This window comes from Streptomyces sp. NPDC093984 (genome assembly GCF_044764595.1).
Lineage (GTDB): Bacteria > Actinomycetota > Actinomycetes > Streptomycetales > Streptomycetaceae > Streptomyces > Streptomyces cynarae.
In genome coordinates, this window is record NZ_JBIWIM010000002.1 from 325,223 (window position 1) to 346,361 (window position 21,139).

A 21,139-nucleotide genomic window follows, 5' to 3' on the forward strand; every position below is an offset into this window, starting at 1 on the left:
GGCCATGCGTGCGTCCGTTGACCAGAAGTCCGTCGAAGCGAACCCGAGCCCGTCCGCGCCCGCGAACGGAGGCGGGGACGCGAGCCCCGGCGGGCCGGAGTCCGCACCCGTGCTCACAGCCGGGCAGGAGAAGGAGACCGCGCCCGAGGAAGCGCTGCGGCCGCACGCCGAGGACGCCTTCGCCCACGAACTCGCCGCGCTGGCCGCCCAGGACGACCGGCCGCGACCGGCCCGCTGGAAGCTGTCGCCGTGGGCCGTCGCCACCTACCTGCTCGGCGGCACGCTGCCGGACGGCACCGTGATCACACCGAAGTACGTGGGCCCGCGCCGGATCGTCGAGGTCGCCGTCACCACGCTCGCCACCGACCGCGCCCTGCTCCTGCTCGGCGTGCCCGGCACGGCCAAGACCTGGGTGTCCGAGCACCTGGCGGCGGCCATCAGCGGCGACTCGACCCTGCTCGTGCAGGGCACCGCCGGGACCCCGGAGGAGGCGATCCGCTACGGGTGGAACTACGCGCGGCTGCTCGCGCACGGCCCCAGCCGCGACGCCCTGGTGCCGAGCCCCGTCATGCGGGCCATGGCCGAGGGGATGACCGCCCGCGTCGAGGAACTGACCCGCATCCCGGCCGACGTCCAGGACACGCTGATCACGATCCTGTCGGAGAAGACGCTGCCGATACCGGAGCTGGGCGAAGAGGTGCAGGCGGTCCGCGGCTTCAACCTGATCGCCACCGCCAACGACCGCGACCGCGGGGTCAACGACCTGTCGAGCGCGCTCCGCCGCCGCTTCAACACGGTGGTGCTGCCACTCCCGGACAGCGTGGAGGCCGAGGTCGACATCGTCTCCCGCCGGGTCGACCAGATCGGCCGCTCGCTCGACCTGCCGGCCGTGCCCGACGGCATCGACGAGATCCGCCGCGTGGTGACGGTCTTCCGCGAACTGCGGGGCGGGGTCACGACGGACGGCCGGACCAAGCTGAAGTCGCCCAGCGGCACCCTGTCCACCGCGGAGGCGATCTCCGTCGTCACCAACGGACTGGCGCTGGCCGCCCACTTCGGCGACGGCGTGCTGCGTCCGAGCGACATCGCCGCGGGCATCCTCGGCGCCGTCGTCCGCGACCCGGCGGCCGACCGCGTCATCTGGCAGGAGTACCTGGAAGCGGTGGTCCGCGAGCGCGACGGCTGGACCGACTTCTACCGCGCGTGCCGGGAGGTGACCGCGTGAAAGACACCGACTCCCCGGGGAGGGGACCACTGCTGCTCGGGGTGCGGCACCACGGGCCGGGATCCGCACGGGCCGTGCGAGCAGCACTGGAGGCGGCGCGACCCGGGGCCGTGCTGATCGAGGGGCCACCGGAGGCGGACGCCCTGATCCCGCTCGCGGACCACCCGGACATGCGGCCCCCCGTCGCCCTGCTCGCTCACGCCGTGGACGAGCCCGGACGATCGGCCTTCTGGCCGCTGGCCGAGTTCTCCCCGGAGTGGGTGGCGATCCGCTGGGCCCTGTGCCAGGGGGTTCCGGCCCGGTTCATCGACCTGCCGGCGGCGCACACACTGGCGTGGGACAAGGAAGAGGCCACGGGGACCGAGGCCGAGGGGCCCGACGAGGTCGACGGCTCCGAGACCACCGTCCGCGTCGACCCTCTCGCCGTGCTGGCCGAGGCCGCCGGGTACGACGACCCGGAGCGATGGTGGGAGGACGTCGTCGAGCACCGGGGCGTGGGGACGGGGGACCCGCTCGCGCCGTTCGCCGTGCTCGGGGAGGCCATGGCCGCCCTGCGGGAGGAGTGCGGCGCCGGGGGACACGAGCGGGACCTCGTGCGGGAGGCGTACATGCGCCTTCAGGTGCGCGCCGCCCAGCGGGAGTTCGGGACCGACGTGGCGGTGGTGTGCGGGGCCTGGCACGTGCCCGCGCTGCGCGAGCGGACCTCCGTAACCGCCGACCGCGCGCTGCTGAAGGGCCTGCCCAAGGTGAAGACGGACATGACCTGGGTGCCCTGGACCCACCGCAGGCTCGCCCGGGCCAGTGGGTACGGGGCGGGCATCGACTCGCCGGGCTGGTACGGGCATCTGTTCCGCGCTGCCGACCGGCCCGTCGAGCGGTGGCTGACGAAGGTCGCCGGGCTGCTCCGCGAGGAGGACCGGATCGTGTCGTCCGCGCACGTCATCGAGGCGGTGCGACTGGCCGAGACCCTCGCCGTCCTGCGCGGGCGCCCGCTTCCGGGCCTCTCGGAGACGACCGACGCGGTGCGGGCGGTGATGTGCGAGGGCTCGGACGTGCCGCTGGCGCTGGTGCGCGACCGGCTGGTGGTCGGCGACGACATGGGGGAAGTGCCGGAATCGGCCCCCGCCGTGCCGTTGCAGCGGGACCTCGCCCGGCTGCAGAAGCGGCTCAGGCTCAAACCCGAGCCGCTGGAGCGGGAGGTGGAGCTGGACCTGCGCAAGGACACCGACGCCGAGCGCAGCCGGCTGCTGCACCGGCTGCGGCTCCTCGGGATCGGCTGGGGGGAGTCCGCGGCCTCGCGGGGCAGCACGGGGACGTTCCGGGAGACCTGGCGGCTGCGCTGGGAACCGGAGCTCGCGGTGCGGGTCGCCGAGGCCGGGGTGTGGGGGACGACCGTGCTCGCCGCCGCGACCGCCAGGGCCGAGGCGGACGCCACCGCCGCGCAGGCCCTCGCCGACGTCACCGCGCTCGCCGAGCGGTGCCTGCTGGCGGAACTGCCGGCGGCGCTGCCCGTGGTGATGCGGGTCCTCGCCGACCGAGCCGCCCTCGACGCCGACGTCGGCCACCTCGCCCAGGCCCTGCCCGCCCTGGTCCGCTCCCTGCGCTACGGGGACGTGCGCGGTACGGACACCCGGGCCCTCGCGGACGTCGCGGCGGGTCTCGCCGAGCGCGTGTTCGTCGGGCTGCCACCGGCGTGCGCGGCACTGGACGCGGAAGCGGCCGAGGAGATGCGGCGCCATGTGGACGCCGTTCACGGGGCGGTGGGGCTGCTCGGGGACGGCATCGCGGCGGACCACGGCGACATACGGGGGCGATGGCGTGCCGTCCTCAGGGTGCTCGGCGGACGGGACACCGTGCCCGGGGTGATCCGCGGCAGGGCCGTGCGGCTGCTCCTGGACGAAGGGGAGCTGGCGCAGGACCAGGCCGCACGGCTGATGGGGCTCGTGCTGTCGCCGGGGACGCCACCGGCGGACGCCGCCGCCTGGATCGAGGGATTCGTGGGGGGCGGCTCCGGCGGCGGGATGCTGCTCGTGCACGACGAGCGGCTGCTCGCGCTGGTGGACGCCTGGCTCACCGGGGTGCCGGCGGAGGCGTTCACCGACGTACTGCCGCTGCTGCGGCGGACGTTCTCGGCGTACGAGCCCGGAGTGCGGCGCACCCTCGGCGAGTTGGTGCGCCGCGGGCCGGACGTGCGGGGAAGGGCCGCGGCCACCGGCGCGGGTGTCCCCGGGTTCGGCACCGACCTCGACACGGGACGGGCGGACGCCGTGGTCCCGGTGCTGCGCCTGCTGCTCGGCCTGGACGGACCCGACGGCAGCGATGTCGACGACCTGGTGGGGGTGGCCGGATGAACACGCACACGACCGACGGGGCGAACACCGCCGGAGCCGACGAGCGGCTGCGGCGCTGGCGGCTCGTCCTCGGCGGAGACGCGGCGGACGGCACCGGGTACGCGCTGACCGGGCAGGACGCGGCGATGGACGGGACACTGACCGCGCTGTACGGGAAGGGGGACAGACCGCAGCAGGGGCGGGACCGTTCGGCCGGACTCGGGGCGTCCGCGCCGTCCGTGGCGCGCTGGCTCGGCGACATCCGCACCTATTTCCCCTCGTCCGTCGTCCAGGTCATGCAGCGTGACGCCATCGACCGGCTCGGGCTGTCCACACTCCTGCTCGAACCGGAGATGCTCGAGGCGGTCGAGGCCGACGTGCACCTGGTCGGCACGCTGCTCTCGCTGAACAAGGCGATGCCGGAGACCACCAAGGAGACGGCGCGGGCGGTGGTGCGCAAGGTGGTCGAGGACCTGGAGAAGCGGCTCGCCACCCGCACCCGGGCCACGCTCACCGGCGCCCTCGACCGCAGCGCCCGTATCACCCGCCCCCGCCACCGGGACATCGACTGGAACCGCACGATCGCCGCCAACCTCAAGCACTACCTGCCGGAGTACCGCACGGTGGTGCCGGAGCGGCTGATCGGATACGGGCGGGCGTCCCAGTCGGTGAAGAAGGAGGTCGTCCTCTGCATCGACCAGTCGGGGTCGATGGCGGCCTCGGTGGTGTACGCGTCCGTGTTCGGGGCGGTGCTGGCGTCCATGCGGTCCATCGCCACCCGGCTCGTCGTCTTCGACACGGCCGTCGTGGACCTCACCGACCAGCTCGAGGACCCGGTCGACGTCCTCTTCGGCACCCAGCTCGGCGGCGGCACCGACATCAACAGGGCGCTGGCGTACTGCCAGTCGCAGATCACGCGGCCCACGGAGACGGTCGTGGTCCTCATCAGCGACCTGTACGAGGGAGGCATCCGTGACGAGATGCTCAAGCGGGTGGCGGCGATGAAGGCGTCCGGGGTGCAGTTCGTGGCGCTGCTCGCGCTCTCCGACGAGGGGGCACCCGCGTACGACCGGGAGCACGCGGCGGCGCTCGCGGCGCTCGGAGCACCGGCGTTCGCGTGCACGCCCGATCTCTTCCCGGAGGTGATGGCGGCGGCGATTGAGAAGAGGCCCCTGCCGATACCGGAGACGGCCTGACGGCTACGCGCGAGGAATCCCGAAGCGGGACACCTCACGGTGCGGACCGGCACCGGGACATTCCCGAGTTCCCCGATCAGGGCAGCACCTCCTCCCCGCGAGACCTGCCGCGCGGGCCAGGGCGGAACAGGTCTGCCCGCCGCCCGGCACCCCTGCCGATCTCCGGACGGCCGAAAGCCGTCGGTTCGTCCGCCCGGAACCTTGCGGAAAGGGTAGGCCGGTCCTCATTGGGGTGGGGATCAGCCGCCCTGAGCCCTTCGGGGTCGTTCACGGGGCCTCACCGGGGCGACCCCGGCCCGGTGAGGCCCTTCACCGCTGGCACGGCGTGCCAGAGAATGCGGCATCATGTGACAGGTATCACCGCTCAGGTGTGACCCCCGATTTATGGAGGCCCCGCGAGCGGCGATAACCTGCGAGACGGACATGCCGCGCGCTCGGACACCGTGTGCGCCTCCCTTGTGACACAGCGGACGTCACGTTGCCCTTCGCGGCACGCCCACGCATCCAACGAACCGCGAGATCACTGATAGGGACGGAAGCGCGTGGACCTGTTCGAGTACCAGGCGAGGGACCTCTTCGCCAAGCACGGTGTACCGGTGCTGGCCGGTGAAGTCATCGACACGCCTGAGGCGGCGCGCGAGATCACCGAGCGGCTGGGCGGCAAGTCGGTCGTCAAGGCGCAGGTGAAGGTCGGTGGCCGCGGCAAGGCCGGCGGTGTCAAGCTGGCCGCCACCCCGGACGAGGCGGTCGCCCGCGCGACGGACATCCTCGGCATGGACATCAAGGGCCACACGGTCCACAAGGTGATGATCGCCCAGACCGCCCCGGAGATCGTCGAGGAGTACTACGTCTCCTTCCTCCTCGACCGCGCCAACCGCACCTTCCTCTCCATCGCCTCCGTCGAGGGCGGCATGGAGATCGAGGAGGTCGCGGCCACCCGCCCCGAGGCCGTCGCCAAGATCGACATCGACGCCATCGACGGCGTGGACAAGGCGAAGGCGCAGGAGATCGTCGCCGCGGCCAAGTTCCCGGCCGAGGTCGCCGACAAGGTCGCCGACGTCCTGGTCAGCCTGTGGGAGGTCTTCATCAAGGAGGACGCCCTCCTGGTCGAGGTGAACCCGCTGGCCAAGGTCGCCTCCGGTGACGTCATCGCCCTCGACGGCAAGGTGTCCCTGGACGACAACGCCGAGTTCCGTCACCCCGAGTTCGAGGAGCTCCACGACAAGGCGGCGGCCAACCCGCTCGAGGCCGCGGCCAAGGAGAAGAACCTCAACTACGTCAAGCTCGACGGCGAGGTCGGCATCATCGGCAACGGCGCGGGTCTGGTCATGTCCACCCTCGACGTCGTCGCCTACGCCGGTGAGAAGCACAAGGGTGTCAAGCCCGCCAACTTCCTCGACATCGGCGGTGGCGCCTCCGCCGAGGTCATGGCGAACGGCCTGGAGATCATCCTCGGCGACCCGGACGTCAAGTCCGTGTTCGTGAACGTCTTCGGCGGCATCACCGCCTGTGACGCGGTCGCCAACGGCATCGTGCAGGCCCTGGAGCTCCTCGAGTCCAAGGGCGAAGAGGTCACCAAGCCGCTGGTCGTGCGCCTCGACGGCAACAACGCCGAGCTGGGTCGCCAGATCCTGGACGACCGCAACCACCCGCTCGTGCAGCGTGTGGACACCATGGACGGCGCGGCCGACAAGGCCGCCGAGCTGGCTGCTGCCGCGAAGTAAGGGACGAGGTCACACACAACCATGGCTATCTTCCTCACCAAGGAATCCAAGGTCATCGTCCAGGGCATGACCGGCTCCGAGGGCCAGAAGCACACCCGCCGCATGCTGGCGTCCGGCACCAACATCGTCGGTGGCGTGAACCCCCGCAAGGCGGGCCAGACCGTCGACTTCGACGGCACCGAGATCCCGGTGTTCGGCTCCGTGGCCGAGGCCATCGAGAAGACCGGCGCCGACGTCACGGTCATCTTCGTCCCGGAGAAGTTCACCAAGGACGCGGTCGTCGAGGCCATCGACGCCGAGATCCCGCTCGCCGTCGTCATCACCGAGGGCATCGCGGTGCACGACACGGCGTCCTTCTGGGCGTACGCCGGCAAGAAGGGCAACAAGACCCGCATCATCGGCCCGAACTGCCCCGGCCTGATCACCCCCGGTCAGTCGAACGCCGGCATCATCCCGGCCGACATCACCAAGCCGGGCCGCATCGGCCTGGTCTCGAAGTCCGGCACGCTGACGTACCAGATGATGTACGAGCTGCGGGACATCGGCTTCTCGACCTGCGTCGGCATCGGCGGTGACCCGATCATCGGCACGACCCACATCGACGCGCTCAAGGCGTTCCAGGACGACCCCGACACCGACCTGATCGTCATGATCGGTGAGATCGGCGGCGACGCCGAGGAGCGGGCCGCGGCCTTCATCAAGGAGAACGTGACCAAGCCGGTCGTCGGCTACGTCGCGGGCTTCACCGCGCCCGAGGGCAAGACCATGGGTCACGCGGGCGCCATCGTCTCCGGTTCGTCGGGCACCGCCCAGGCGAAGAAGGAGGCGCTGGAGGCGGCGGGCGTCAAGGTCGGCAAGACGCCGACGGAGACCGCGAAGCTCGCGCGCGAGATCCTGGCCGGCTGAACTCCGCCCGGCTGAACGCATGGTGGGCCCGTACCCCTTGGGGTGCGGGCCCACCGGGCTTTCCGGGAGCCGCCGCGGCGGCCGACCGCTCAGCGGGGCTGCGGTGTCAGCCGGGCCGGGCCATGGTGCGGGGCCGACATCAGCTTGCTGCGCAGGGCTGTCTGCGGCTGGGACAGGGGGCCCTGGGCCAGGCGCGGGGGAATGTCCCGGACGGGAGTGCCCCGGCCCACCGGGGGCTCGTAGTGGTTCGGGGCCGTGCGCAGGGTCAGGGTCGTCGCGCCGATGACCGCCGTCGTCAGGGCGATCGCCGCGCGGGCGCAGCGGCGGGTGTGGCGTTCGCCGTGGGAGCGGACCGAGGGCGCCTTGGGGGCGCGGAGGCCTTCCGAGGAGGCCAGTTCGGCGAGCCGGCGGGGCAGGATCTCCGGTTCCGCCTGGTCCGGTACGAGCCTGGCCAGCGTGGCGCGGGCGCGCAGCAGACGGCCGGCGGCGGCCGGGGTGCTCGCCTCCGTCTCGGCCGCGACGTCCGGCAGGTCGAGGCCGAGGCCGTCGTAGAGCAGCAGGGTGCGCCGTTGGGTCGGCGGCAGTTTCAGGAGCGCGTGCAGCAGGGCGCGGTTCGAGGGTCCCGGGGGCGGCGGCTCGGGCAGCCGGTGGTGAAGGCGGAAACGGTGCCAGGGGGAGAGCGCCCGGTCGTGCACCGCCGCTCGTACCCAGCCCGCGGGATCGCGGTCCACGGCCACCTCGGGCCAGCGCTGCCACGCCAGCTGGAAGGCACGCTCGACCGCCTCACGGGCCAGGCCGCGCCGGCCGGTGAGCAGGTACGCCTGCCGTACGAGCGCGGGGGCGCAGTACTCGTACAGCGCGTCGAAGGCCTGATGAGGCGTGAGGGTCTGCCTCATCAGGCGGCCTGCCGTGCCGAAAAGTACATAAAAGTATTTTTAACGACACATCCGGGTTTCATGCGTTACGCCGGGAAAGCGCGTGTCGTTGGGAGCATGGCGGCGTGACTCAATGGACCGACCGCCGCATTCCGTTGCCGTCCCTGCTCGCCCGGTCGCGCGACCGGTGGCCCGGGCTGGGTGCGGGCTTGCTCAGTGGAGCCCTTGCCGCGGTGGCGGGGCTCGGTGCGTTCGCCCTGCTCGCGATCGTGTTGTGGGTCAGCGCGCCGTACCCGGACGACGGGCCCGATGGGGCGCTGAGGGTGGCGGCCGCGTCGTGGCTGCTGGCGCACGGGGTGGCGCTCTTCCGCACCGAGACGCTGTCCGGGGTGCCGGCGCCCGTCGGCATCACACCGCTGCTGGCGGCCGTGGTGCCGGTGTGGCTGCTGTACCGGGCGGCGCGGGAGGCGACGGACGGGGAGGCCATGGAGGGCGCGGAGACCATGAAGGCCATGAACGGCCCGGAGGGCCCGGAGGGCAGGGGAGGAGCGGAGCCGGTTGCCGTCGGGCCGGCGTGGTGCGGTGTGGTGGCGGGCTACGTCGGGGTGGGGCTGGTGGCGGCTCTGTACGCCTCGGCGGGGGCGCTTCGGCCGTCGTGGGTGTGGACCCTCGTCTGCCTGCCGCTGGTGACCGCGGTGTCGGCGGGGGTGGGGGTGTGGAGGGCGTACGAGCGGCCGACCGGGGCGCTGCGCGTGCTCGACCGTGGCGAACAGGAGTTGCTCTCGAGCGCCGGACGGGCTGCCCTGGCCGGGACGGCCGTGCTGGTCGGCGGGGGCGCGCTGCTCGTGGGGCTGTCGCTGGTGTGGCACGGCGCGGTGGTGCGGGAGTCGTTCCTCCAGGTCACGCAGGGGTGGGCGGGACGGGGAGCGGTGCTGCTGCTGGCGGTCGCCCTGGCGCCGAACGCGGCGGTGTGGGCGGCGGCGTACGCGCTGGGGCCCGGGTTCCTGCTGGGGGCGGGGCATGGCATGGGGCCGTGGTCGCCGGCGACGGTGCCGTCGCTGATGCCGCCGTTTCCGCTGCTGGCAGCGGTGCCCGGGAGCGGGGGCGGGGGCGGGCTGCTGGGCTGGGTGGTGGGGGTGGTGCCGGTCGCGGCGGGGGTGGTGGTGGGGTGGTTCATGGCACGGGGCGCTTGTGCCTGTCCGGGGCGTGGGCGGGGTGCGGTGTGGTCCGTCGGGCGGACGGTGACGGGTGTCCTGGGCGCGGCGGTGATGTGCGGCCTGCTGCTCGGAGGGCTCGCGGAGGTGTCCGGGGGGCCGCTCGGGGTCGCGGCGTTGGCACGGTTCGGGCCGGTGGGGTGGCAGGTCGGGGGCGCCGCCGCTGGATGGGTCGCGGGGGTGGGGGTGCCGGTCGCGGTGGTCGTGCGGTGGTGGTCTCTGCGGCAGATGGAGGAGCCCCGGGCCGAGGTCCCGGGGACGGAGGCCCGGGAGGTGGAGGAGCGGCGGGTCGAGGTTCCGGTCGCCTCCGCAGTGACTCCCGTGCCGGCGACGGTGGCGTCGGAACCGGTGGGGGCGCGGGTGGACGGGGCCTGGCAGGACCCGGACCTGTTCCCGTACGAGGTGCTGCCGGCGGACGTGGATCCATTCCTGCCGGACGGACCGGACCCTATGCCCACCCCACCGGAAGAGTCGTGACGGCGCAGTCCGCCCACGGGACCAGAGGGGATTGCGTCCACGGAACCGGAGGGGATTCCGCCCACAGGACGGAGGGGATCCCGCCACGGAACCGGAGGGGATTGCGTCCCCCGGACCGGAGAGGATTCCGTCCACAGCACCCACAGGACGGCAGGGGATTTCCGTCCACCGGACCGGAGGAGATTCCGGCCAAGGGCGCGGATGCGATACGGCCGGTCGGGAAGGTCAGCCGTTCGTCCCCAGTACCCCCCGCAGGTCCTTCGGCAGAAGGTCGTTGCAGGACTGCTTCGACGCCGTCGTCAAGGCGTCGTTGACGCACGTGTAGTAGTCCCGGTAGACGAGCTGGGCCGCGAACGTGGTGGCCACCAGCGCCAGCGCCAGCGACGCCGTGACCAGACCGCTGATCGCTGCCGTGGTCTGGGGACGGGCCGGAGACGCGGAGCTGTTCGGGTCGGGGGTGCGGGGCTTCGCGCGCAGGGCGCTCACGCCCCAGTACAGCGACAGCGCGCCCAGCAGCAGCGCCACGTACTGCCAGCTGAACAGCGCGAAGAAGAACGCCCACATACCGCCCAGCAGTGCGTACCGCGCACGGCGCTGGACCGGGTCCGCGGGGTCCCAGCGCGGTCCCGCACCGGGGCCGGCGGAGCCCGGACCCTCAGGGCCGCCCTGTCCGCCGGGGCCACCCGGACCGCCCGGGCGCTCGCCGAAGCGGCCGCCCGCCGCGGGGCCCGGCTGCCGGTCGCTCCACTGGCCGCCCCAGGGCGAACGTCCGCCTTCGCCGGAGCCGTCCTGCCCCTGGCCGGGGCGGCGAGGCTGCCAGGGCCGGTCCGGTGTGCCCTCCGGCGGCGGCGCGAACGGATTGTCGTCCGCCGGTGCCTCCTCGGGCCTCCGGCCGTCCCCGACGGATCCGTCGCCCGCGGACGGTGCCCCGTCGCTCTCCTGCGGCGGCACAGGCGAAGGGTGCCGCTCGCGCAGCAGCAGCGGAGGGAGTCGGAGACTGCGGTCCGGCATCAGGTGTGCGTCTTCCCCTTGGTGGTACGGGCGGGCGGTTCGTCCACGGAGCTCGCCATGCGGCGGGCGCACCCCCCGCGCAGGCGGTGCCGCGGGCGTCCCCCTCACCCGGTCAACGTCCCGCGCAGGTGCGGCGTTCCCCCGCCTCTGACCGCTTTCCGGGCCGCGTCTCCGGGTGGCTCCTCCCCAGACGCTACCTTCCGGCCACGCCCCCGTCGCCCGGGGGCCTGCCGGTGTGCCGGTATCGTTGCTGACGGTCGGCCGCTTCGTAGACTTCCCCGTATCCCGGGGCGCGAAGCATTCGTACGACCGTACAAACGCTCTCCCGAGCGACCACACGCACACTTCGCCGAGAAAGGGCCCCGCCGTGCCCGAGTCCGTGGCCGAGACCGTCACCGAGTCCGCGGCCAAGCGCCTGGTCGTCCTGGTCTCCGGTTCCGGCACCAACCTGCAGGCGCTTCTCGACGCCATCGCCGAGGCCGGCCCCGCCGCCTACGGGGCCGAGGTCGTGGCCGTCGGCGCCGACCGCGACGGGATCGAGGGCCTCGCCCGCGCCGAGCGCGCCGGGCTGCCCACCTTCGTGTGCCGGGTGAAGGACTACGAGAGCCGGGACGCGTGGGACGCGGCCCTCACCGAGGCCGTCGCCTCCTATGAGCCCGACCTCGTCGTCTCCGCCGGGTTCATGAAGATCGTGGGCAAGGAGTTCCTCGCCCGGTTCGGCGGGCGGTTCGTCAACACCCACCCCGCTCTCCTGCCCAGCTTTCCCGGAGCCCACGGTGTGCGTGACGCGCTCGCGTACGGCGCCAAGGTCACCGGTTGCACCGTCCACTTCGTCGACGACGGCGTCGACACCGGGCCGATCATCGCGCAGGGCGTGGTCGAGGTCCGGGACGAGGACGACGAGAGCGCTCTGCACGAGCGCATCAAGGAAGTCGAGCGAAGACTGCTCGTCGAGGTCGTGGGGCGGATCGCCCGCAACGGCTATCGCATTGAGGGACGAAAGGTAGTTATCCAGTGACCGCCGAGAGCACCAAGCGGCCCATCCGGCGCGCGCTCGTCAGCGTCTACGACAAGACCGGGCTCGAAGAGCTCGCCCGTGGCCTGCACGAGGCGGGCGTGGAGCTCGTCTCGACCGGTTCCACCGCCGGCCGTATCGCCGCCGCCGGCGTCCCCGTCACCAAGGTCGAGGAGCTGACCGGCTTCCCCGAGTGCCTGGACGGCCGGGTCAAGACCCTGCACCCCAAGGTCCACGCGGGCATCCTCGCCGACCTGCGCCTCGAGACCCACCGGCAGCAGCTCGCCGAGCTGGGCGTCGAGCCGTTCGACCTCGTCGTCGTCAACCTCTACCCGTTCCGCGAGACCGTCGCCTCGGGCGCCTCCCCCGACGAGTGCGTCGAGCAGATCGACATCGGCGGCCCCTCCATGGTCCGCGCCGCCGCCAAGAACCACCCGTCGGTGGCCGTGGTGACCAGCCCCGACCGGTACGCCGACGTCCTCGCCGCCGTCCGCGACGGCGGCTTCGACCTCACCGCCCGCAAGCGGCTCGCCGCCGAGGCCTTCCAGCACACCGCCGCCTACGACGTCGCCGTCGCCTCCTGGTTCGCGTCCTCGTACGCGCCCGTCGACGACTCGGTCTTCCCCGACTTCGTCGGCGCCACCTACGAGCGCCGCAACACCCTGCGCTACGGCGAGAACCCGCACCAGCCCGCCGCCCTCTACGTCGACGGCACCGGTGGCCTGGCCGAGGCGGAGCAGCTGCACGGCAAGGAGATGTCGTACAACAACTACACGGACACGGACGCCGCGCGCCGTGCCGCGTACGACCACGCCGAGCCCTGTGTCGCCATCATCAAGCACGCCAACCCGTGCGGCATCGCGATCGGCGCGGACGTCGCCGAGGCGCACCGCAAGGCGCACGCCTGCGACCCGGTCTCCGCCTACGGCGGCGTCATCGCCGTGAACCGCCCGGTGAGCCGGGAGATGGCCGAGCAGGTCGCCGACATCTTCACCGAGGTCATCGTCGCGCCCGACTACGAGGAGGGCGCGCTCGAGGCGCTCGCCAAGAAGAAGAACATCCGCGTCCTGAAGGCCCCGAACGCCCCGGAGAACCCCGCCGAGATCAAGCAGATCGACGGCGGTGCGCTGCTCCAGGTCACCGACCGCCTCCAGGCCGACGGCGACGACCCCGCCAACTGGACCCTGGCATCGGGTGAGGCGCTGAGCGCCGAGGAGTTGAAGGAGCTCGCCTTCGCCTGGAAGGCCTGCCGCGCCGTCAAGTCCAACGCCATCCTGCTCGCCAAGGACGGTGCCTCCGTCGGCGTGGGCATGGGCCAGGTCAACCGGGTGGACTCCTGCAAGCTCGCTGTCGAGCGGGCGGGCGAGGAGCGGGCGCGCGGCTCGTACGCCGCCTCGGACGCCTTCTTCCCGTTCCCCGACGGCCCGGAGATCCTGATCGCCGCGGGCGTCAAGGCGATCGTGCAGCCCGGCGGTTCGATCCGCGACGAGCAGGTCGTGGAGGCCGCACAGAAGGCGGGCGTGACGATGTACTTCACGGGGACGCGGCACTTCTTCCACTGACACCGTGGTGCGGGGCCGGCGGGCGCCATCGGGCGAACGCCGGCCCCGCCGCGGCACTTCACCCCCTGACGCGGGCTGCACCCGACGCGCAAGGGCCGTGCCTCTCCCCTTGTCGGGGCGAGGCACGGCCCTTGCGCGTCGTGTCTGCGGTCAGTTCTGGACGACCATCGTGCCCGCGGCCTTGTCGTGCCAGCCCTGCTGGCGGCCGGACTTGTCCCAGAACGGGGACAGGTAGACCAGGAGCTGGCCGATACCGCAGGCGATGGAGCCGACGATCGGGATGATCCAGCGGATGAAGGACTTGCCCAGCCCCGGCTTCTGGCCCGTCTCGGCGTTCACCACGTGCAGGCCGACGGCCATCTTGCCCAGGGTGCGGCCCACCAGGCCGACCATCAGCCACTCGTAGAGCAGGCCGATGACCGCGAGGATGCCGATCACGGCCGTGAACTTGGCCACGATGTCCGAGCTCGCGTTGTTGATGCAGGTGCTGTAGTCGGCGGCGTTCGGGTCGCAGTCCTTGGCCGCGCCCACGGCACCGGCGACACCCGCGACGGCGAGGATCCCGTAGATGACGCCGAAGACGACGCCGTCGATCAGGCGGGCGCCGAACCGGCGACCCATCGACGCCACCCGGGGAGCCGGGGCGCCGCCGCCCGCGTAGCCCGGCTGCTGCGGGTATCCGTAGCCCCCCTGCGGCGGCACGCCCGGCGCCTGCGGGTAGCCGTAGCCGGGCTGCTGACCCTGCTGGGGGTACTGCTGGCCCTGCTGGGGGTAGCCGTACCCCTCCTGGGGGTTCTGCGGCTGTCCGTAGGGGTTGTTGGGCGAGCCGAAACTCATGGCCGGTTTCCTCCGTTGACGCATACATGCGGGGACGGTGCGGATTGCGCGGAGGAACGTCACGAACCGAGCGGTTGCCCCCCGAACACGAACCGCAGAACTGTGCCGTTCATCGTTCTAGCAGCGGTGACAATTTGTCCAGTCGGCGGAAACATGTGTTGTGCAGTCGCAATGTGCGCGATCCTCCCGGTCCGGGCGCGCCCGCCGACGACCGTCCGAACCGGTTCCCACCCGGATTGGAACCGGGGCCGGGTCATCCGCGAGGATGGGACCATGACCGCCCAGATTCTCGATGGCAAGGCCACCGCAGCCGCGATCAAGTCCGATCTGACCGCCCGCGTGGCGGCGCTGAAGGAGAGGGGCGTCACGCCCGGCCTCGGCACGATCCTCGTCGGGGACGACCCCGGCAGCCGCAAGTACGTCGCGGGCAAGCACCGCGACTGCGCCGAGGTCGGCATCGCGTCGATCCAGCGCGAGCTGCCGGCGACTGCCACCCAGGAGGAGATCGAGGCGGTCGTCCGCGAGCTCAACGAGGACCCGGCCTGCACCGGCTACATCGTGCAGCTGCCGCTGCCCAGGGGCATCGACGAGAACCGGATCCTGGAGCTGATGGACCCGGCCAAGGACGCGGACGGCCTGCACCCGATGAACCTCGGCCGTCTCGTGCTGAACGAGCCGGCCCCGCTGCCCTGCACCCCCAACGGCATCCTCACCCTGCTGCGCCGCTACGGCGTCGAGATCAAGGGCGCCGAGGTCGTGGTCGTCGGCCGGGGCGTGACCATCGGGCGCCCGATGCCGCTGCTGCTGACGCGGCGCAGCGAGAACGCCACGGTCACCCAGTGCCACACCGGCACCCGCGACCTCTCGGCCCACCTCAAGCGCGCCGACATCATCGTCGCCGCGGCGGGCTCCGCCCACCTGGTCCGGGCCGAGGACGTGAAGCCGGGCGCCGCCGTCCTCGACGTCGGTGTCTCGCGCAACGCCGAGGGGAAGATCGTCGGCGATGTCCACCCGGACGTGGCCGAGGTGGCCGGCTGGATCTCCCCGAACCCGGGCGGTGTCGGCCCGATGACCCGCGCCCAGCTCCTCGTCAACGTGGTCGAGGCGGCGGAGCGCAGTGTCGGCTGAGGCCAGGCCTGCGGGCGACCCCGAGAAGGGGGCCGCGCAGGAGCGGGAAGCCGACACCGAGCCGGTGGTGACGGACGCGGTCAGCGCCCCCGACGCGGACGGTGTGCCACGGCGCGTGACCCGGCGGTTTCCGCGGGTCACCCGGGACACCGCGCGGCCCGAGGGCGGGGGCAGGGCCGCGCCCCGTGACGCTCCCGCGCCCGCCCGGCAGTGGCCGATCCTCGCCGTGCTGGCCGTCGTCGGCCTCGGGCTGCTGGTGACCGCGCTGGACGCGTTCCGCTTCGGCACGATCCTGATCGGCGTCGCGCTGCTGGGCGGCGCCGTGATGCGCTGGGCGCTGCCCGACGTGGGCATGCTCGCGGTGCGGTCCCGCTTCACGGACATGATCACGTACGGGGTCCTGGGCCTGGCCATCGTGCTGCTCGCGATGATGGCGCAGCCCCATCCGTGGCTGGAGATACCGTTCCTGGACGACACGCTGCACTTCACGGTCCGTACCTGAGCGGTCCGTACCTGAGTGGGGTGTACCTGAGTGGGCGTACCTGGGCGGTCCGTTGGCGAAGCGCCATCCCGAACGGACCGTAGAGGGACGGGCCGTTCTGAACGGTCCTTACCGAACAGTGCGTGTTCGACCTCGGGCGGCGCCCGGTCCCGACCCCCGTCCGGAACCGGGCGCCGGAAACACCTTCATGTACATGCTGGAGCTGTTCAATACCTGACAGTTCGCTGTGGCACGGAAGTGACCGTTCCGCTACGGTGTCCGCGCCCCGCAACGGAACCGGCTTCGCCCCTGACGTCGTCAATCGAACGGAAACACGCTTTTTGACCGGGTGACGCGGAGGGGTGAGGGATGGGCGCCTGGCAGCCGCTGCCGGACGATCTGCCGCCGGAGGTACGGCACTTCGTGGAACAGCTGCGGCTCCTGAAGGACCGCACCGGGCTCAGCCTCGTCGCACTCGGCGCCCGCACCGCGTACAGCAAGTCCTCCTGGCAGCGCTACCTCAACGCCACCCAGCCGGCGCCCCGCCAGGCGGTCACGGCGCTGTGCCGGGTCGCGGGGCTGGAGGCGGAAGAGACCGAACGTTTCGGTGTCCGCTGGGAGCTGGCGGTGCGCGCCTGGCCCCGGCAACCGGCCCCGGCGCCCGCGCCGACGGGGGGTCCGGCTACTGCTTCCGCCCCGGCGGGAGCTCCGGCGACCGCTCCCGCGGTGGGAGGCTCGGCCGCCGCTCCCGCCCCAGCCGGAGGTCCAGCCACCGCTCCCGCCCCAGCCGGAAGTCCGGCCACCGCTCCCGCAGGAGCTCCGGCGCCCGCTCCCGTCCCGGGGGAGTACGAAGAGGAGCCGACGATTCCGTGGTGGGACCGGCTCGAGGAGGAGCCCGAGCCGCGGCCCGCCGGCCGCCGTCTCCTTCTCGCCGCGGTTCTCGGGCTGCTGGCGTTGCTCGTCGTCGCCGTCGTCGGCGCCGTGACCTTCGGCTCGTGACCCCGCGGGGCGTGACCTTCGGGTCGTGACCCCGCGGGGCGTGACCTTCGGGTCGTGACCCCACGGGGCGTGACCTTCGGGTCGTGACCCCACGGGTCGTGACCTTCGGGTCGTGACCCCACGGGTCGTGACCCTGCGGGTCGTGATCCTTCGGTGAGGTGACCGGGGTCCCCCTGAGTCCTCTGAGTCCCCCCGTGTCCGCTGAGGTCGCCGCTGTGTCCCCGTTGTGTCGATGTGTTGACAAGTTCGCGCATCGACCGCGAACCGTTCGCACTTGGCCGCTAACGTGTCCAACCGGGACGGTCCGGGGCGTCCCGCGTGGCGAACCGGGCGTTCTGTTCGGCCGTACGAACAGGCGGTGGACACTGGTCCGGAGACCCACGGGGGCGTGCGACGGCGCTCGCTCCCGTCCGACTGCCTCCGTGCGCCCCGCTTCGGGGGCGGAAGCCCCGGCCGGGCGCGTCCGGCGTGGGTAGCCACAACGGGGACCGGGAGCGGGCACCACGCACGGGGGAACAACAGGATGTACCGGGGGAAGAGGGGGGAAGCAATGCCTCGCTGGAAGGCCTTGCCCGATGAACTCGATCCGCAGGTCAAGGAATTCGCGGCACAGTTGCGGCGGCTCGTGGACCGCAGCGGTCTCAGCGTCTCCGCCGTGGCCGACCGCACCGGCTACAGCAAGACGTCCTGGGAGCGGTACCTGAACGGCCGGCTGCTCGCGCCGAAGGGCGCGATCGTCGCGCTGGCCGAGGTGACCGACACCCATCCCGTCCATCTGACCACCATGTGGGAGCTGGCCGAACGGGCCTGGAGCCGGGCGGAGATGCGCCACGACAGAACCATGGAGGCCATCCGGATCTCCCAGGCGCGCGCCGCGCTCGGCGAGTTCGGGGCGGCCACCGAGAACCAGGGCCGCGGCGGCAGGACGGCCCGCAGCGCCACGGTGGCGCCGGGCATCGCGGGCCCCGCGGGCGTGTCCCCGACGGTGCCGCCGCAGCCGACGCCCGAGCAGACCCCGGACGCGGCGGGCGACTCGGGTGCGGTGCGCGGCGGTTCGGCGGGCGCCGGCTCGACGGGCGCCGGTTCGAAGGGTGGCAACTCCTGGGGACTCGCCGGGCTCAAGGGGCCGTCGGGAGCCCGCCGCAGCCCGGCCACGGCGCCCAACTCCGGCGCACCGGACCCCGCACCCGCCCCGGCCCCCGCACCCGCCCCGGACCTGTCCGGGCCGCACGGACCGGCGCCCTCGGACGCCCGGCCGGAAGGCGGCAGCGGGTCCGGCGACGTGCGCCGCAGGCGCCGGCTGACCATGTTCGTGGCGGGCCTCGTCGGAGCGCTGCTGGTGATCGCGGCGGCCTTCCACCTCACCGGCGGCAACGACGAGAAAGCCGCCGCCCGCAAGCCGTCCGCGGCCTCGCCGAGCCCGGAGGCCGACCTGCCGCCCGGCGTCAAGTGCGCCGGCGCCGGCTGCACCGGCAAGGACCCGGAGACCATGGGCTGCGGCGGCACCCAGGCCACGACCAGCACCAGCGTCACCGTCGGCACCACCCTCGTCGAGGTCCGCTACAGCAGGACCTGCGGCGCCGCGTGGGCCCGTATCACCCGGGCGGCGCAGGGCGACACGGTCGAGGTGTCCGCGGCCGGGGCGAGGAAGCAGACCGGATCGGTCACCACGGCGGGGGACACCGACGCGTACACCCCGATGGTGGCGGTGAAGGGCGGGGCCGCGGCGAAGGCCTGTGTGACGCTGGCGTCGGGGCAGAAGGGGTGCACGAAGTAGCACGGCGGCGACAGCGAGGGGCGCGCGGACGGGTGCCGTGCGTCTCTCGCGCAAAAGAATCACGCCATGACACGCATGAGCCTCCCGTCGCGGGGCAAGCGGACCGTACACCCCCACGGGAGTCCGGCAGCGCCGGAGGGCCGAAACCGCCTTCCGGTAGGACATCCCCCACGGCGGCCGCCGCTCAGTCCCCCCTCATCGAGCAGGCGGCCGCCGCCTCATGAGGGTTGTGGGCCGGGCCACACGGACCCGGCCGTGCGGGATGCCGGATGCGCGATAGCCTGACGGCTGGATCTCTCTTGACGCCAAGAGATCGATCATTCGTAACCGTGATCGATCATCGCGGCGGGCGCCGGCCAAGAACCGGCGACGGGGATCCCTCACCCCGGGGCGACGACGCCCCACCGCCAGCTGTCATACGGAGAACGCCATGACCCGCACTCCCGTGAACGTCACCGTCACCGGCGCGGCCGGCCAGATCGGCTACGCACTGCTCTTCCGCATCGCCTCCGGCCAGCTGCTCGGCGCGGACGTGCCGGTCAAGCTGCGCCTCCTGGAGATCACGCCGGCCCTCAAGGCCGCCGAGGGCACGGCCATGGAGCTCGACGACTGCGCGTTCCCGCTCCTGCAGGGCATCGACATCACGGACGACCCGAACGTGGCCTTCGACGGCACCAACGTGGCCCTCCTCGTCGGTGCCCGCCCGCGGACGAAGGGCATGGAGCGCGGTGACCTCCTCGAGGCCAACGGCGGCATCTTCAAGCCGCAGGGCAAGGCCATCAACGACCACGCCGCGGACGACGTGAAGGTCCTGGTCGTCGGCAACCCGGCCAACACCAACGCGCTGATCGCCCAGGCCGCCGCGCCGGACGTACCGGCGGAGCGCTTCACCGCGATGACCCGCCTCGACCACAACCGCGCGCTGACCCAGCTCGCGAAGAAGACGGGCAGCACGGTCGCCGACATCAAGCGCCTGACCATCTGGGGCAACCACTCCGCGACCCAGTACCCGGACATCTTCCACGCCACGGTCGCCGGCAAGAACGCCGCCGAGGTCGTGAACGACGAGAAGTGGCTGGCCGAGGACTTCATCCCGACCGTCGCCAAGCGCGGCGCCGCCATCATCGAGGCCCGCGGCGCCTCGTCGGCCGCCTCCGCCGCCAACGCCGCCATCGACCACGTGTACACCTGGGTCAACGGCACCGCCGAGGGCGACTGGACCTCCATGGCCATCCCGTCGGACGGCTCCTACGGCGTCCCCGAGGGCCTGATCTCCTCCTTCCCGGTCACCACCAAGGACGGCAAGTACGAGATCGTCCAGGGCCTGGACATCAACGAGTTCTCCCGCGCCCGCATCGACGCCTCCGTCAAGGAGCTCGAGGAGGAGCGCGAGGCGGTCCGCGGCCTCGGCCTCATCTGACACGTCGGCGCTCCTGCGCCACGGGCCCCGTTCCGGTTGCGTCCGGAGCGGGGCCCGTTCTTCGTGCCCGGGGCACCTGTCCTCTCCGTCAGCTCCGCGGCGGCTGCGGAACCCGTGAGATGTCCACCGTCTGGCCGGCGGGCGGGGTCGTCCTCGGCACCGGCACGTTGTAGCCCGTGAAGGTCAGGCTCAGATCCGTGTCCGGGCCCTTCTGGGCCGCCCGGTAGAGGCGGTGGTCCTTGCCGGTGGTGACGTACAGCGTCGAGGTGAAGCCGTTCACCTGGAAGGACAGGGGGACCACCCGGGTGCCGTTCAGGGTCGTCGCGAGGCCCTCCTTCAGGGAGGAGGGTGCGGAGACCTTCGCGACCTCCTGGAGTTCACGGAGGTCACAGGTGCTCGCGATGCCGGCCAGCAGGTTGCTGGACGTGGAGCCGTGGATGTAGCGGTTGCCGAACGTCGTGGCCAGGCCGGCACCCCGCTTGCCGGGGTACTCCGCCTTCCAGAACGCCGCGTCCGGCTTCAGCCAAACCTCGGTGCCCCGTTTGACGATCTGGACGGTGCCGCCGTGTCCCCCGAGCGTCATGGTGCCGGCGCAGTTGCCGGCCCGGTCGAGGGCGAGGTCCATCGCCGTCGGCAGACGCTTGCTCGACCTGGCCGTCGCGCTGCGGTCCTCGTAGACGAGCCGGACGGATCTGGCGTTCCGCAGCCCCCGCTCCGCCTGCGCGGCCAGCTCCTGTGGGCTCTGGTTGCCTCCGGTCCGGGCGGGGGTGGCGGCGCTCGTCGGCGGAGAGAACAACATCGGGGGCAACAGCAGCGCCATAGAGACGGCGCTCGTAGCGATCGCGAAGCCATGGGTTCGGGACATCACGTCACCTCCAGTGGCTCAGCGTACTTTTCACCCTTTTCGACCGCATTTTTAGTGACGCTCCGCACTTTCGGCCGCGGATCCCGCATGCATCGAC

At 72.5% G+C, this 21,139-nt stretch carries 17 protein-coding genes; 13 read left to right on the forward strand and 4 right to left on the reverse strand.

What is annotated here, in order from left to right:
• The first annotated feature begins 4 nt into the window (after positions 1-4).
• From ACIRC0_RS09315 to sucD, 5 genes are all read left to right on the forward strand, one after another.
• Positions 5-1,225 carry an AAA family ATPase gene (locus tag ACIRC0_RS09315; RefSeq protein WP_403613406.1) on the forward strand — a complete coding sequence of 407 codons (1,221 nt, stop codon included), beginning with the start codon at positions 5-7 and terminating at the stop codon, positions 1,223-1,225.
• On the forward strand, positions 1,222-3,576 hold the full coding sequence (locus tag ACIRC0_RS09320; protein ID WP_403613409.1) for a DUF5682 family protein: 2,355 nt from the start codon (positions 1,222-1,224) through the stop codon (positions 3,574-3,576). Before ACIRC0_RS09315 ends, ACIRC0_RS09320 begins: the two co-directional genes overlap by 4 nt.
• Entirely contained in the window at positions 3,573-4,751 is a 1,179-nt protein-coding gene (locus tag ACIRC0_RS09325) for a VWA domain-containing protein (RefSeq protein WP_403613411.1), read from the forward strand. Before ACIRC0_RS09320 ends, ACIRC0_RS09325 begins: the two co-directional genes overlap by 4 nt.
• 542 nt (positions 4,752-5,293) lie before the next feature.
• The gene (gene sucC / locus ACIRC0_RS09330; protein ID WP_403613413.1) at positions 5,294-6,475 is read left to right on the forward strand and encodes an ADP-forming succinate--CoA ligase subunit beta; all 1,182 of its coding nucleotides are present in this window, start codon (positions 5,294-5,296) and stop codon (positions 6,473-6,475) included.
• A gap of 21 nt (positions 6,476-6,496) precedes the next feature.
• On the forward strand, positions 6,497-7,381 hold the full coding sequence (gene sucD, locus ACIRC0_RS09335; protein WP_366024017.1) for a succinate--CoA ligase subunit alpha: 885 nt from the start codon (positions 6,497-6,499) through the stop codon (positions 7,379-7,381).
• An 89-nt stretch (positions 7,382-7,470) separates the two neighbouring features.
• Here the strand turns inward: sucD and ACIRC0_RS09340 are convergent, their stop codons facing one another.
• Positions 7,471-8,277 carry a sigma factor-like helix-turn-helix DNA-binding protein gene (locus ACIRC0_RS09340; RefSeq protein WP_403613416.1) on the reverse strand — a complete coding sequence of 269 codons (807 nt, stop codon included), beginning with the start codon at positions 8,275-8,277 and terminating at the stop codon, positions 7,471-7,473.
• A gap of 104 nt (positions 8,278-8,381) precedes the next feature.
• Between ACIRC0_RS09340 and ACIRC0_RS09345 the strand changes: the two genes are divergently transcribed.
• Positions 8,382-9,947, forward strand: coding sequence for a DUF6350 family protein (locus tag ACIRC0_RS09345; protein ID WP_403613419.1), 1,566 nt, complete (start codon positions 8,382-8,384; stop codon positions 9,945-9,947).
• A gap of 225 nt (positions 9,948-10,172) precedes the next feature.
• Here the strand turns inward: ACIRC0_RS09345 and ACIRC0_RS09350 are convergent, their stop codons facing one another.
• Positions 10,173-10,958: a hypothetical protein gene (locus tag ACIRC0_RS09350; RefSeq protein ID WP_403613421.1), complete on the reverse strand. Its 786-nt coding sequence runs from the start codon at positions 10,956-10,958 to the stop codon at positions 10,173-10,175.
• Positions 10,959-11,325: 367 nt separating this feature from the next.
• Between ACIRC0_RS09350 and purN the strand changes: the two genes are divergently transcribed.
• Entirely contained in the window at positions 11,326-11,976 is a 651-nt protein-coding gene (gene purN / locus ACIRC0_RS09355) for a phosphoribosylglycinamide formyltransferase (protein WP_403613424.1), read from the forward strand.
• The gene (gene purH / locus ACIRC0_RS09360) at positions 11,973-13,535 is read left to right on the forward strand and encodes a bifunctional phosphoribosylaminoimidazolecarboxamide formyltransferase/IMP cyclohydrolase (protein WP_200418905.1); all 1,563 of its coding nucleotides are present in this window, start codon (positions 11,973-11,975) and stop codon (positions 13,533-13,535) included. The genes purN and purH overlap by 4 nt, the downstream gene beginning before the upstream one ends.
• 150 nt (positions 13,536-13,685) lie before the next feature.
• Here the strand turns inward: purH and ACIRC0_RS09365 are convergent, their stop codons facing one another.
• The gene (locus ACIRC0_RS09365; protein WP_403613427.1) at positions 13,686-14,372 is read right to left on the reverse strand and encodes an RDD family protein; all 687 of its coding nucleotides are present in this window, start codon (positions 14,370-14,372) and stop codon (positions 13,686-13,688) included.
• Positions 14,373-14,645: 273 nt separating this feature from the next.
• Here ACIRC0_RS09365 and ACIRC0_RS09370 point away from each other — a divergent pair, with 273 nt between their 5' ends.
• The 5 genes from ACIRC0_RS09370 to ACIRC0_RS09390 all read left to right on the forward strand — a co-directional run bounded on the left by ACIRC0_RS09370 (position 14,646) and on the right by ACIRC0_RS09390 (position 20,177).
• The gene (locus ACIRC0_RS09370) at positions 14,646-15,500 is read left to right on the forward strand and encodes a bifunctional methylenetetrahydrofolate dehydrogenase/methenyltetrahydrofolate cyclohydrolase (protein WP_403613429.1); all 855 of its coding nucleotides are present in this window, start codon (positions 14,646-14,648) and stop codon (positions 15,498-15,500) included.
• Complete coding sequence (locus ACIRC0_RS09375) at positions 15,490-16,002, forward strand: DUF3017 domain-containing protein (protein ID WP_403613431.1); 513 nt, start codon at positions 15,490-15,492, stop codon at positions 16,000-16,002. The genes ACIRC0_RS09370 and ACIRC0_RS09375 overlap by 11 nt, the downstream gene beginning before the upstream one ends.
• 348 nt (positions 16,003-16,350) lie before the next feature.
• Entirely contained in the window at positions 16,351-16,980 is a 630-nt protein-coding gene (locus tag ACIRC0_RS09380) for a helix-turn-helix domain-containing protein (protein WP_403613433.1), read from the forward strand.
• 550 nt (positions 16,981-17,530) lie between these two features.
• Positions 17,531-18,757, forward strand: coding sequence for a DUF2690 domain-containing protein (locus ACIRC0_RS09385; protein WP_403613435.1), 1,227 nt, complete (start codon positions 17,531-17,533; stop codon positions 18,755-18,757).
• Positions 18,758-19,187: 430 nt separating this feature from the next.
• Positions 19,188-20,177 carry a malate dehydrogenase gene (locus tag ACIRC0_RS09390; RefSeq protein WP_200418911.1) on the forward strand — a complete coding sequence of 330 codons (990 nt, stop codon included), beginning with the start codon at positions 19,188-19,190 and terminating at the stop codon, positions 20,175-20,177.
• A gap of 88 nt (positions 20,178-20,265) precedes the next feature.
• On the opposite strand, the gene ACIRC0_RS09395 is transcribed toward ACIRC0_RS09390, so the two are convergent.
• Entirely contained in the window at positions 20,266-21,042 is a 777-nt protein-coding gene (locus tag ACIRC0_RS09395) for a hypothetical protein (protein ID WP_403613438.1), read from the reverse strand.
• Positions 21,043-21,139 lie beyond the last annotated feature (97 nt).

Coding starts and splice junctions, on each gene's coding strand:
- sucD (WP_366024017.1), top strand. CDS start 6,497: ATGGCTATCTTCCTCACCAAGGAATCCAAGGTCATCGTCCAGGGCATG.
- ACIRC0_RS09325 (WP_403613411.1), top strand. CDS start 3,573: ATGAACACGCACACGACCGACGGGGCGAACACCGCCGGAGCCGACGAG.
- ACIRC0_RS09365 (WP_403613427.1), bottom strand. CDS start 14,372: ATGAGTTTCGGCTCGCCCAACAACCCCTACGGACAGCCGCAGAACCCC.
- ACIRC0_RS09340 (WP_403613416.1), bottom strand. CDS start 8,277: ATGAGGCAGACCCTCACGCCTCATCAGGCCTTCGACGCGCTGTACGAG.
- ACIRC0_RS09395 (WP_403613438.1), bottom strand. CDS start 21,042: ATGTCCCGAACCCATGGCTTCGCGATCGCTACGAGCGCCGTCTCTATG.
- ACIRC0_RS09390 (WP_200418911.1), top strand. CDS start 19,188: ATGACCCGCACTCCCGTGAACGTCACCGTCACCGGCGCGGCCGGCCAG.
- ACIRC0_RS09385 (WP_403613435.1), top strand. CDS start 17,531: ATGCCTCGCTGGAAGGCCTTGCCCGATGAACTCGATCCGCAGGTCAAG.
- ACIRC0_RS09315 (WP_403613406.1), top strand. CDS start 5: ATGCGTGCGTCCGTTGACCAGAAGTCCGTCGAAGCGAACCCGAGCCCG.
- ACIRC0_RS09370 (WP_403613429.1), top strand. CDS start 14,646: ATGACCGCCCAGATTCTCGATGGCAAGGCCACCGCAGCCGCGATCAAG.
- ACIRC0_RS09380 (WP_403613433.1), top strand. CDS start 16,351: ATGGGCGCCTGGCAGCCGCTGCCGGACGATCTGCCGCCGGAGGTACGG.
- ACIRC0_RS09350 (WP_403613421.1), bottom strand. CDS start 10,958: ATGCCGGACCGCAGTCTCCGACTCCCTCCGCTGCTGCTGCGCGAGCGG.